The organism is Pseudomonas sp. HR96 (assembly GCF_034059295.1).
In the GTDB taxonomy this organism is placed as follows: Bacteria; Pseudomonadota; Gammaproteobacteria; order Pseudomonadales; family Pseudomonadaceae; genus Aquipseudomonas.
This window is the reverse complement of the sequence record NZ_CP139141.1, coordinates 1,525,439-1,537,665: the sequence shown is the minus strand read 5'-3', so window position 1 is coordinate 1,537,665 and position 12,227 is coordinate 1,525,439. Positions and strand designations below refer to the sequence as shown.

12 protein-coding genes are annotated in these 12,227 nt (G+C 65.0%); 11 read left to right on the top strand and 1 reads right to left on the bottom strand.

Translation table 11 applies throughout. The features are described 5' to 3' along the window. Positions 1–115: 115 nt before the first annotated feature. From SFA35_RS07290 to SFA35_RS07280, 3 genes are all read left to right on the top strand, one after another. Entirely contained in the window at positions 116–637 is a 522-nt protein-coding gene (locus SFA35_RS07290) for a Bro-N domain-containing protein (protein ID WP_320576704.1), read from the top strand. A 417-nt stretch (positions 638–1,054) separates the two neighbouring features. After that, positions 1,055–1,435 (top strand): hypothetical protein, encoded by a 381-nt coding sequence (locus SFA35_RS07285; protein WP_320576702.1) that lies wholly within the window; start codon positions 1,055–1,057, stop codon positions 1,433–1,435. 235 nt (positions 1,436–1,670) lie between these two features. Next, the gene (locus SFA35_RS07280) at positions 1,671–1,943 is read left to right on the top strand and encodes a DUF2790 domain-containing protein (RefSeq protein ID WP_320576700.1); all 273 of its coding nucleotides are present in this window, start codon (positions 1,671–1,673) and stop codon (positions 1,941–1,943) included. A gap of 71 nt (positions 1,944–2,014) precedes the next feature. On the opposite strand, the gene deoC is transcribed toward SFA35_RS07280, so the two are convergent. Beyond that, positions 2,015–2,695: a deoxyribose-phosphate aldolase gene (deoC, locus tag SFA35_RS07275; protein WP_320576698.1), complete on the bottom strand. Its 681-nt coding sequence runs from the start codon at positions 2,693–2,695 to the stop codon at positions 2,015–2,017. A gap of 298 nt (positions 2,696–2,993) precedes the next feature. On the opposite strand from deoC, the gene SFA35_RS07270 reads away from it, so the two are divergent. The 8 genes from SFA35_RS07270 (at position 2,994) to SFA35_RS07235 (ending at position 12,225) form a co-directional block, all read left to right on the top strand. Further along, a complete protein-coding gene (locus SFA35_RS07270; protein WP_320576696.1) occupies positions 2,994–3,971 on the top strand; it encodes a substrate-binding domain-containing protein in 978 nt (325 codons plus the stop codon). A gap of 55 nt (positions 3,972–4,026) precedes the next feature. Continuing rightward, positions 4,027–5,043 carry a galactitol-1-phosphate 5-dehydrogenase gene (locus tag SFA35_RS07265; RefSeq protein ID WP_320576694.1) on the top strand — a complete coding sequence of 339 codons (1,017 nt, stop codon included), beginning with the start codon at positions 4,027–4,029 and terminating at the stop codon, positions 5,041–5,043. A gap of 63 nt (positions 5,044–5,106) precedes the next feature. Then, positions 5,107–6,627, top strand: coding sequence for an FGGY-family carbohydrate kinase (locus SFA35_RS07260; RefSeq protein WP_320576692.1), 1,521 nt, complete (start codon positions 5,107–5,109; stop codon positions 6,625–6,627). After that, positions 6,624–7,631: a sugar-binding transcriptional regulator gene (locus tag SFA35_RS07255; RefSeq protein ID WP_320576690.1), complete on the top strand. Its 1,008-nt coding sequence runs from the start codon at positions 6,624–6,626 to the stop codon at positions 7,629–7,631. Before SFA35_RS07260 ends, SFA35_RS07255 begins: the two co-directional genes overlap by 4 nt. Beyond that, the gene (locus tag SFA35_RS07250; RefSeq protein WP_320576688.1) at positions 7,628–9,124 is read left to right on the top strand and encodes a sugar ABC transporter ATP-binding protein; all 1,497 of its coding nucleotides are present in this window, start codon (positions 7,628–7,630) and stop codon (positions 9,122–9,124) included. The genes SFA35_RS07255 and SFA35_RS07250 overlap by 4 nt, the downstream gene beginning before the upstream one ends. A gap of 3 nt (positions 9,125–9,127) precedes the next feature. After that, complete coding sequence (locus SFA35_RS07245; RefSeq protein ID WP_320576686.1) at positions 9,128–10,156, top strand: ABC transporter permease subunit; 1,029 nt, start codon at positions 9,128–9,130, stop codon at positions 10,154–10,156. A 216-nt stretch (positions 10,157–10,372) separates the two neighbouring features. Then, positions 10,373–10,714: a hypothetical protein gene (locus SFA35_RS07240; RefSeq protein WP_320576682.1), complete on the top strand. Its 342-nt coding sequence runs from the start codon at positions 10,373–10,375 to the stop codon at positions 10,712–10,714. A 128-nt stretch (positions 10,715–10,842) separates the two neighbouring features. Next, complete coding sequence (locus tag SFA35_RS07235; protein ID WP_320576680.1) at positions 10,843–12,225, top strand: MFS transporter; 1,383 nt, start codon at positions 10,843–10,845, stop codon at positions 12,223–12,225. Positions 12,226–12,227 lie beyond the last annotated feature (2 nt).

Here is a 12,227-nt window from a genome sequence, read left to right as displayed (position 1 = left end):
CTAAGAAGCGACCAGAGGATCAAGGACATGTCAAAAAGCTGCCTGCCGTTCACGCATTGGCCCCTCAACCCAACCACCTTCGCAGCCAGGATCTCCTGGATACCGGAGGCCCCCCATGCCTAACCCCCAAACCCCCACCCTCTTCACCCGCCACAACCGCCCCCTGCACACCCTATGGCTCGAATCCCAGGCCTGGTTTCACGCCCGCGACCTGGGTCGCCTGATGGGTCGCTATCTCGATGCACACGCCCTGCGCAAACTCGACGCCGACCAGACCCGTACCCTCTGTCTTCTCCAGTACGGCGAGTACCACGACACCCTGATGGTCAGCGAGTCTGGCGCCTACTCCTTGCTCGTCCATCACCACGTGCCGGAAAACCGCAGCCTGCGGCGCTGGCTGACCCACGAGGTGATTGCGGTGATCCGCGATGCCCAGCTGCCGGCCAATGAGTCGGCGCCCAGCGTCAGCGTGATGCAGTGGCCAGGGCTGCGGTTGCGCCTGCTGCATTGGCAGAACGAGCCGTGGATGCGGATGCGGGATTTGCCGCAAATGCTGGATAGCCCGGAGATCCGGCACGGGCAGCCTTCGTCGAAGGTGGCAGGTTGGTGGAAGGCTTCGGCGCGGTTGTTTGGCTGAGTCGTCGGACGAGGCTGGGGCCGCCTGCCCGAGTCGGGCCTCGGGCCCTGGCATTGGCTAGCCGCAAGGCTTGGCGCTCAGTCGGCGATGGTGTTGCGCACGGCGCGACGCGGGGCGAACGCGGGTGGGCAGTTTTGGGGGTGTGTGGGGTATCCGCAGTGCTTTGGGAAGCGGTCGGTGTAGAGGGTTTATCGGCGGCCGGTGCAGTTACGCGGGGCCTGAGCTCTGAGCGAAAGGCTTGAAACCGGCCTGCGGCCTCTCGCGGGCTGCGCCCGCTCCCACATTCAAATCCGAGCTTGGCGACGAACCCTGTCGCCTGGGCTGCGAACAAGCCTGCCCCTCATCTTCAGAAAAGTCCTATAGAAGCCCTGTCCTCGCCTCTCTAGTCTGCTGAGTCTCACTCATCGGAAAGCGCCAATGACCCCCACCGAAACCTTTCTCCTGATAACCGGATGCCTGGCATTCGGCGGCATGTTCATCTCGTTGGGAATGATGCTCTACACCGTGCACACCCAACTCGACGATGCACTTCAGATCATGAGTCAGCGGTCAGGCTGTATCAAACGAACGCCCCATGCCAGCGGTAGCCGTGGGAAGTTGATCTTGATGGGTGAGCTGATGGGCTGCGTGGTATTCAGCAGCTTGCGCAGGAGACTGGGCCGCTCTGAAATTGCACAGACGGATCACTTGCCAGCGCCTTTCAGAAGAACCCTGATCATTCATTTCTGGACCAGTTTGATCATCGCTTCATTGGTGATGTTCTATGGCTTGAACGCCCACCACCGATGGCTGGAGTAGACGACAGAATGGTTGGCTGCCTGGCCTTTGACCAGGCTTCAAACCGGCTGTGGGCCTATCGCGACGAGCCGGCTCCTGCGCGTCAGCGCCCAAGTTCACCCCATTACCATCACTTCCACCAATGCACACTATTCCCACAGTGAATTTCCCGGCATTCACCCACTTCCCGATAATGAACACCAGAGGCCAACCACTGACCCCCAACTTCAAACCCTTATCGAAAGAGGAACACCCCATGAAATACGCCATGATCGCCACCCTGATGCTCTTCAGCGCCTTTGCTTCGGCCCAGGGCAACAGCAAGAACGGCTTGACCGACGCAGGCCAGGTCAGCGCCGGGCAGCATCTGGACATCGCCAAGGTGATCAGCCTGACCCATGATGCCGACAACGGCGGTGGCTGCAACCCGGTCGGTACTCACCTGAAGTATCAGGACAGCACGGGCGTGACTCATACCCTGAACTACAAGGCGTTCGCGGCCGGTGATGTGAACTGCCAGAATGGTTGATCTCGACGACACGCATCCCGGGGCAAGGTTGTCCGGGATGCGTGTTGATGCTGTACGGGTATCGCCAGTGATCAGTATCCGTCAGCTACCGCCGTCTCGGCCTTGACGATCGTTACGCCGGAACTTGAACCCAATCGTGTAGCCCCCGCCTCGATCATTGCCTGCGCCGTTTCGGCACTGCGAACCCCGCCCGAAGCCTTGACGCCCATCGATGGTCCGACCACCCGGCGCATCAGCTGCACGTCTTCGACCGTTGCCCCGCCGCTGCTGAAGCCGGTCGATGTTTTCACGAACGCCACGCTCAGGTCCCTGCAGATTTCGCAGGCCTGGACCTTTTGCGTTTCGTCGAGCAGGCAGGTTTCCAGAATCACTTTCAAGGGTACGTCACCGCAGGCCTGCAATACCTCGGCGATGTCGGCGCGCACCTGGTCGAGCAGGCCGTCCTTGAGCCAGCCGATGTTCAGCACCATGTCGATTTCGCCGGCTCCGGCGGCAATCGCCGCGCGCGCTTCGAAAGCCTTGGCGGCGCTCAAGCCGGCGCCCAGCGGGAAGCCCACCACCGAGCACACCAGCGGCGCCTGGCCGCGCAGGCATTCGGCGGCCAGCGGCACGTTGGCGCTGTTGACGCATACCGATTTGAAACCCAATTCGATGGCTTCCTCGCACAGCCGGCGCACGCTGGCCTGGGAAGCATCGGCGGCCAGCACCGTGTGGTCGATATAGGCCGCATAAGGGCTGTGAGGGGTGGTCATGGTGAAGGCTCCAAAAGCTTGATCTTGAGAATGACGACGCTGAGAAATTTATAGCACCAATGTTATAAAAGTAACACGAGTATTTTCAAGGCTTGATATCGCTCAACGTTTATCGGGACAGAAAGCCTGGACCTTAAGATTTCCGTCAAGATATCGTGTGAATATTTTCACAAAACTGCCTTGACCCTGCCGAGGGCGAGGACTAGTCTCAGCTCTCAAATGTGATGTGCAGTCACATCTGGTGGCGCCCATCGAGGCCGCCAAGAATTCCGAACAACAATAAAAACAGGACTTCATCATGCTGCTCGCCCGTCTGTTCGCCCGTCACAAAACCGCCTTGGCCATCGCCATCGCCGCCACCGCCCTGGGCAGCCTGCCCGCCCAGGCCAAGGACCTGAAGATCGGCTTCAGCCAGGTCACCCTGCAATCGCCCTTCTATGTGCAACTGCGTGACGGCGCCAAGGCTGCGGCCGCCCAGGGTGGCGACACGCTGATCTTTCTCGACGCCAACGGTGACATCAGCAAACAGAACAATGACATCCAGGACCTGCTGACGCAGAAGGTCGACGTGCTGATCATCGATCCGGTCAACCCCGACTCGGTCGGCGCCTCCCTGGATGCCGCCAACGCCAAGGGCGTGCCGGTGATCGCCGTAGACCGCGCGATCAATGGCACGGTCGCCACCACCATCGGCCGCGACAACGTGAAGATGGGCGAGCTGTCCGGTGGCGCCCTGCTGGCGGCGCTGAAAGCGAAAAACATCAGCGACGGCGAGATCATCGAGATCCAGGGCGACGCCGGCGGCACGGTGATGCAGCAGCGGCGCAAGGGTTTCCACACGGCGTTCGCCGGCACCCCGTTCAAGATCATCGACGGCCCCTACAGCGAATACATGCGTGCCAACGCGGTGACCGCCATGCAGGACCTGCTGCAGGCCCACCCCAAGGTCAAGGCGGTGTTCGCGCACAACGACGACATGGCCATGGGCGCCCTGCAGGTGTTGGACGAGCGCGGCCGCAAGGACGTGCTGGTGGCCGGCGTCGACGGCCTGTCCGAGGCCATCAATGCCATCGCCAACGGCGACCAGTACGTGGCCACGGCGCTCAACGACCCGACCTTCCTTGGCCAGACCGCCATCGACACCGCGCGCAAGGTGGTGGCCAAGCAATCGGTACCGACCTTCGTCGACGCCGGCACCGCGCTGCTGACCAAGGCCAATGTCGCCCAGGTGCCGCACACGGCCACGTTCGGCGAGTACCGGCCAGGCGGTCAGTAACCCAGTTCATGGCTACGGACAATCCGCCGCCCATCTCAAAGCAAGGGGATCTATCGTGAAAGCTGCCGTCATGTACCAGCCAGGTGACATCCGCGTCGAAGAAGTCGCCAAACCTGAAGTCAAACCCGGCCATGCGTTGATTCGCGTGGTCGCCTGCGGGGTCTGCGGGTCGGACATCCCGCGCATGCTGAGCAAAGGCGCGCACCGCATGCCGCTGATCTGCGGGCACGAGTTCGCCGGTTTTATCGAGCAGATCGGCGCCGGTGTCGAGGGCTACAGCATCGGCGAGCTGGTGACCGTGCCGCCGATGATTCCCGACGTTTCCAGCGACCAGTACCAACGCGGGTTTCCATCGCGCTCGGAGCAATACGACTACTTCGGCAGCCGCCGCGACGGCGCCTACGCCGAGTTCGTCAACGTGCCGCTGAGCAATCTGATCAAGGTGCCAGCCGGCATGGACCCGATCGCCGCCTCGCTGGTGGACCCGGCCGCCATCGCCTTGCACGCCCTCTGGAAGACCGATTTCAAGGCCGGGCAGAACGGCGCCGTGGTCGGTTGCGGGCCCATTGGCCTGTTCGCGATTCAGTGGCTTAAATTGATGGGGGCCAAGGACATCGTCGCCATCGACATCGCCGAGGAGAAGCTGGCCATGGCCCGCGAAGCCGGTGCCACCCTGACCCTGTTGAGCGGCGCGCTGGACACCGAGCTGCCGCGCTGCCAGGTGGTGATCGAGGCGGCCGGGCACCCCAGTTCCATCAACCAGGCGGTGCAGCTGACCAAGTCGGGCGGCCACGTGGTGTTCATCGGCATTCCGGTCACGGATGTGGCCATCAGCACCGCGACCTTCTCGCACTTCCTGCGCCAGGAAATTTCCCTGCACGGCGCCTGGAACTCCTTCTCGGCGCCGTTTCCGGGAGACGAGTGGACCGCCTCGATCGACAAGCTGGCGTCCGGTGAATTGAAGTGGCAGTTCATGATCACCCACGACCTGCCCCTCAGCGAGCTGCCGGACATGTTCCGCCGCTACGCCGAGCGCAAGGAAGTGGCGGCCAAGGTGATCTTCCGCCCCTGAGCGAGGCGCGAGCAGGCGGCACCCTGACAACAAGAAGCGTCGACTCAGACGCAGGAGGACGGCATGACGTTATTGCTGGGGCTGGACTTCGGAACCGGTGGCGTGCGCGCCGGGCTGTACGACCTGCACAGCCACAAGCTGGTGCAGGTGGCAGAAGCCCCTTATGCCACGAGCTACCCCGAGTTGGGCTGGGCCGAGCAGGACCCTGACCAGTGGTGGTCGGCCCTGGGCAGCGCCTGCCGGCAGTTGATGGCGGCGGCCGGCCACCCTGCGGTGGCGGCGGTGTGCGTGGCGACCACGGCGTCCACTGTGGTGGCCGCCGGTGCCGACGGCCGGCCGCTGCGCCCGGCCCTGTTATGGATGGACTGCCGCGCCGGCGCCGAATCCACCCGCACCGCGCAAACCGCACACCCCATGATGAACCCCGGCGGCGATGCCGTGGAATGGCTGGTGCCCAAGGCCATGTGGCTGGCGCGCCACGAGCCGCAGGTGTACGCCGCTGCTGCGCATATCTGCGAAGCGGTGGACTGGCTCAACTTCAAGCTCACCGGGCGTTGGGTCGCCTCGCGTCTGAACGCCAGCTGCAAGTGGAACTACGACACCCAGCGCCAGCGTTTCCCCGTGGAGCTGTACGAACAACTGGGCATCCCGGAGCTGGCCGACAAGCTGCCGCCCGAAGTGATCGCCGTGGGCGGCAGGATAGCTCCGCTCAGCGGCGATGCCGCCAACCACCTGGGGCTCACCCGTGACACCCTGGTCGCCCAGGGCGGCATCGACGCGCACATGGCCATGCTCAGCGCTGGCACCACCGGCGCCGGCGAACTGCTGTTCATCGGCGGGACCTCGGTGGTGCAGTTGATGCACACCCCCGAGCGCATCGACGTGCCCGGCATCTGGGGGCCCTACCCCGACGCCTTGCTCGACGGCCATTGGCTGATGGAGGGCGGCCAGGTGTCCGCCGGCTCGATCCTCAACTGGCTGGCGCAGAAGATGTTCGGCCTCGACGCCGCCGGCCATCAACAACTCATCCAGCGCGCCATGGCACTCAAACCCGGCGCCACCGGCCTGCTGGTGCTCGACTACTGGATGGGCAACCGCACCCCCTACCGCGCGCCGGACATGCGCGGGGCAATCATGGGCCTGTCGCTCAACCACGACCGCCACGACCTCTACCGCGCCTCGGTGGAGGCCATCGCCCTGGGCTCGGCGAACATCTTTCACACCTGGCGCGCTCAAGGCATCGAGATCACCCGGGTGGTGGCCGCCGGCGGTTTCCAGAACAACCCGCTGTGGCTGCAGGCCACGGTCGACGCCACCGGCGTGCCCTTCGAGATGGTCGCCCACGACAACCTCACCCTGATCGGCACCGCCGCCGCTGCCGCCTGCGCGCTGGGCGAGTTCGCCACCTTGCAGGAGGCCGCCACCGACTTCACCACCGTCGGCAAGCTGATCGAGCCCGACCCCCACGCCCACGACTGCTATGTCGAGCTGCTCGGCCGCTACCGCGACGCCACCCAGAGCGTCGCGCCCATCAGCTGCCGGCCAGCGCCGAGCAGCGTCGGCACCCGGAGGCCTGCCGCATGAACACCTCCCCGACCTTCGACGACCACACCGGCGAGCAATCGGGCCTGGCCCCGCGCCTGCCCAGCGAGAGCCAGCGCGAGGACCTGATGGTGCAGGTGGCCAAGCTGTATTACGACCTGGAGAAGAACCAGAGCGATATCGCCCGCGAAACCGGCCTGACCCGCTGGCAGGTCAGCCGCCTGCTGCGCGACGCCCGCGACAGCGGCGTGGTGCGCATCGAAATCGTTGCCCGCTCCACCCGCCTGCCGCACCTGGAGGCCCAGTTGCAGCGCCGCTACGGCCTGCGTGAAGCGCTGGTGGTGGCCGACAACGAAGACGCCAGCGCGCTGAACAGCGTGACCCAGATGGCCGCGCGCTACCTGTGCAACCTGCAGCCGGCGCCCGACCTGATCGGCGTGTCGTGGGGCCGCACCCTGACCAAGATGGCCCAGTGGCTGACCCCGCGCTGGAACGAGGCGCTCAATGTGGTGCTGCTCAACGGCGCGATCAATACCCGATCGGTCGGCGAGCCCAGCCACAACGTCGCCGAACGCTTCGCCCAGGCCGCGCGCGGCCAGGCCACCCTGCTGCCGGTGCCAGCCATCCTTGGCAGCGCCCACACCCGCGAGGCGCTGGAGCAGGACCCGATCATCGCCAGCGTGCTGCAACTGGGGCAAAAGGCGCCGGTCGCCTGCTTCAGCCTCGGTGAACTGAGCCAGCGCTCGGTACTGCTGGAGAGCGGCTATATCGATGAAGCGCTGCTGGCCGAACTGGCCCGGCGCGGCGCCGTGGGCGACATCATGGGCCGCTTCATCGGCGCCGATGGCCAGGTGGTAATGCCCGAACTCGACCAGCGCACCCTTGGCCTGCACCCGCAGGCACTGCGCGACAAGGCCTGGTCCATCGCCGTGTGCGTCGGCGCGGCCAAACATGCCGTGGTGCTGGCCTGCCTGCGCGCCGGCTACGCCAACGTGCTGGCCACCGACCAAGCCACCGCGCATTTTCTGCTGGGAGCCGCCTCATGATCGCGCCCGAACAATTGGCCCTGGACATCCGTCACCTGTCCAAGCGCTTCCCGCCCAACGTGATTGCCCTGACCGACGCCAGCCTGACCCTGCGCGCCGGCGAAGTGCACTGCCTGCTCGGCGCCAACGGCGCGGGCAAGAGCACCCTGCTGAAGATCGTCGCCGGCGCCCATCGTCCGGACAATGGTGAAATGTTCGTCGGCGGGCGCAGCGTCGAACTCAAGAACCCACAGCAGGCCCGCAGCGCCGGCATCGCCATGATCTACCAGGAGCTCGATCTGGTCGGGCAGATGACCGTCGAGGAGAACCTGATGCTCGGCTACACCCCGCAGCGCTTTGGTCTCATCGCCAAGGCCGCCCGGCGCGCCCGGGTCAAGGCGGCGCTGGCGCGGGTCGGCGCCGGTTTCAGCGCCACCGCGCGGGTCGAGACACTGTCCATCGCCAATCAGCAACTGGCCGCCATCGCCCGCGCCCTGACCTGCGAGGCGCGGGTGGTGGTGATGGACGAGCCTTCCGCCGCGCTCAACGAAACCGAGCTCAAGCGGGTGTTCCAGGTGATCCGCGAAATCACTGCCGACGGCGTCGCGGTGCTCTACGTCAGCCACCGCCTCAATGAAATCCGCGAGATCGGCGACCGCGTCACCGTGCTGCGCGCCGGCCGCACCCTGGATACCGTCAACCTGGCCGACGTCGACGACCGCGCGCTGGTGGCCGCCGTGGTCGGCGAACACCGCGAGCTGCTCGAACGCGCCCCACGCCAGCCGCCGCAAGCGGGCCTGGCCCTGCGCGTCACCCGCCTGCAAGGCGCGCAGGGCCTGGACGTGCGCGAGCTGGAAGTGCGCCAGGGCGAAATCGTCGGCCTCGCCGGCCTCAACGGCGCCGGGCGCAGCAGCCTGCTCAAGGGTCTGTTCGGCGCCAGCAAGGTGGCCAGCGACGTGCAGCTGTTCGGCCAGCCCTATGCAGCGCGCACCTCGCGCCAGGCCATCCGCGCCGGGGTCGGCCTGGTGCCCGAGAGCCGCAAGAGCGAAGGCCTGCTGCTGGACGCGCCGATCTACCGCAACGCCGAGCTGGTGCACACCCGCCACCTCACCTGGTTCTCCCACGTCCGCGCCAAAGCGCGCAGCGCGCCGGTGCTCAAGCGTCTGCAAACCAAATTCGACAACCTCGAACAGCCGGTGCGCCAGCTGTCCGGCGGCAACCAGCAAAAGGTGGTCATGGCCAAATGGGTGATCGACGGCGCGCGCCTGCTGCTGCTCGACGAGCCCAGCCGCGGCCTGGACGTCGGCGCCAAGGCCGACCTCTACGCCCTGGCCCGCTCGCTGGCCGAAGAAGGCGCCGGGGTGTTGGTGGCCAGCAGCGAACTGGACGAACTGTACGTCAACTGCGACCGCATCTGGGTGATGCACGAAGGGCGCAACGTCGCCTGCTTCGACCCCCTCACCACCCCCCGCGATCAGATAGAGCAAACCATCCTGATGGGAGCGAGTGCCTGAATCATGACTATTCCAAGCAAAAGCCTGCCGGCGCTGGAGCGCCCGACCCTGCTGCCCGCCCTGCGCCGCAACGCCGTGCTCGATTGGGTGATGCGCTACAACTTCGTGTTCATCTTCCTGTTTGCCGTGGCCGTGGCGACTTTTCTGTCGCCGGACTTCCTGACCTTCAGCAACATCGCCAACCTGTTCCAGCAAGGCGCTATCGTCGGCATCGTCGCCATCGGCATGACCTTCGTCATCCTCACCGCCAACATCGACCTGTCGGTGGGCAGCCTGTGCGCCTTTGGCGGCATCATTGTCGCTGCGTTACTGCAGCAACAGGTCGGCGGCTGGCTCGCGGTGCCTGGCACCCTGCTGGCCGGCCTGCTAATCGGCACCTTCATGGGCAGCATCACGGTGTTCGGCAAGGTGCCCAGCTTCATCGTCACCCTGGCCGGCCTGGTGTCGCTGCGCGGCCTGACTTTCCTGGCTTCCGACGGCGCCCCCATCGGCGGCCTGCCGCAGGGTTTCACCCGCATCGGCTCGGCGATGATCGACATCCTGCCCAGTCACGGCATCGTCTTTCCGGTGCTGGGGCTGATGTTCATCGTCATCACCGCCGTGGCCTGGCTGGTGCTGCGCTACACGGTCTTCGGCGAATACGTGCTGGCCACCGGCGGCAATCTGGAGGCCGCGCGGCTGTCCGGCGTGCCGGTGCGCGCAGTGACCATCGCGGTGTTCGCCATCTGCGGGCTGCTGGCTGCCCTGGGCGGCGTGCTGATGACCTCGCGCCTGCACGTCGGCCAACCCACCGCCGCCCAGGGCCTGGAGCTCGACGCGATCGCGGCGGTGGTGCTCGGCGGCACCAGCCTGTTCGGCGGCCGCGGCAGCGTGGTGGGCACGGCCGTGGCGGTGATGCTGCTGCAGATCCTGCGCAACATCTTCAACCTGCTGGGGCTGGGCTCGTTCTATCAGATGGCGATCACCGGGGTGATCATCGTGCTGGCGATCCTGTTGAACCGGTTGATCGATTATTGGGCGGGTCGGGGTTGAGGTGTCGATCCGACACCGGCCGCTTGCGGCGTGGTTTTAAAAATTTGCGCAGGCCGAAGAGTGATGGGTGTTTCCCAGATCTCTGCCAGTGTCAGCCCGAGCGGCCTTGCAGTACCGAGCTTGTTCGAGAAGACGTCGAGCCAGTTGCGCCGCCGGCGAATGTCATCGAAAATCCAGGCCCCTCTGCATAGCGGCAACGGCCAGGACGCCTCCCCCATGAAAATCTTCCTCATCGTGTTCGGGCTGCTCAGCGCGGGTGTCATCACCCTTGCGCTGGCCGATCAGCACAAACCCCTCCCCACTCAGGCCGCTGAAGCCGTGCAACCATTGGCGGCGCAGTTTTCCAGAACCGTAAGCAACACCGTCAACGATTTCCTCGCCGGTACACCAGGCCCCATCGGTGACGGTGCCCGACACAACCAGCAGCAGATCGCCGCGACCACAGCCCAGGCAAACCGCGCGACACGCAAGACAATGGCCGAGTGTTTGAAGCCGGGCGCGTTGATCGATCTTGATGTAAAGGAATGTATGGACGGCACCCGGCTCAAGGACTGGTAGCGGTAGCGCCGATCTGCGCTCCCACCAGCCATCACCCAACGCTGGCCCCGAAAATAGTAATACTATATGGTCATCCCACCGCTTACCGGCGGCCCCTGTCGACACCCCATAACAACAAGAGGTGCTACATGGCCATACCCGTCTCCCCCTCCACCGCCGCCGACGCCAAGTCTCTGGAAGACGCCTTGTACCGCAAGGTCAACTGGCGGATTGTGCCGATTTTCATCCTGTGTTTCCTATTCGCCTATCTGGACCGCGTCAACATCAGCTTCGCCAAGCTGGAGATGCAGAGCGACCTGGGTTTCAGTGACACCGTCTATGGCCTGGGCGCCAGCCTGTTCTTTGTCGGCTATTTCCTCTTCGAGGTGCCGAGCAATGTGCTGCTCCACCGGATGGGCGCGCGGATCTGGATAGCGCGCATCATGGTCAGCTGGGGCATTACCTCGGCCTGCATGATGTTCGTGCAGAGCGAGTTCTGGTTCTACACACTGCGGTTTCTGATCGGGGTGATGGAGGCCGGGTTCGTCCCGGGGGTGCTGTATTTCTTTACCCAGTGGTACCCCAGCCATCGTCGGGCGCAGGTCAACAGCTACTTCAAGAGCTCCATCTGCCTGTGCGGCGTGGTCGGCGGGCCGTTGGCCGGGCTGGTACTGGGGCACCTGGACGGGGCCATGGGCATGGCCGGCTGGAAATGGCTGTTTCTGCTGGAGGCACTGCCTTCGATCGTGCTGGGTGGCGTGGTGTTCTGGCTGGTGTCCGATCGCATCGAGGATGCGCCCTGGCTCAACCTCGAAGAAAAGCGCCTGATGGCGACCCGCATGGCCCAGGACTTCAAGCCTCAGGGCAAGTCTTCGTTTGCCCAGGTGTGGCGGCAGCCGGCGACCTGGGTGATGTCGGCCATCTATCTGTGCCTGGTCATGGCATTGACCGGGCTGCTGTTCTGGATGCCGCAGCTGATCCGCAGCGCTGGGGTCACCGATACCCTGAGCATCGGCTGGCTGACCATGGTGCCGTACTTGGTTGCAGTGGTGTTCAACCTGTGTGTGGGCTACAGCTCGGACCGCCGCGGCGAGCGGCGCTGGCACATGGCCGGTTGCGCGCTGCTGACGGCGGCAGGTTATCTGCTGTGCGCCATGACGGCGGGGCAATTGCTGCCGCTGATGGTGGGGATGAGCATGATCATGGCCGGGATCATCGCCTGGATGCCGATTTTCTGGACGATTCCACCGCGCTTTCTCGCCGGAGTGGCGGCTGCGGCGGGCATTGCCCTGATCAACTCGCTGGGGCAGCTGGGCGGGGTGATCGCGCCGTTCATGATCGGCCGCGTGCGCGACCTGACGGGGGCGACCACCTCGGCGCTGTACCTGTTGAGCCTGGTCAGTCTGCTAGCGGTAGCCCTGATCATCTGGGCGGTGCCCAAGGCCTGCTACCGTACCCAATCGCAGGCGGATGCAGTCGAGGGCTCGACGAGCGAGAGGGCTGGCGTCGCGGCCGCGCCACTTCGGCCTTGAGG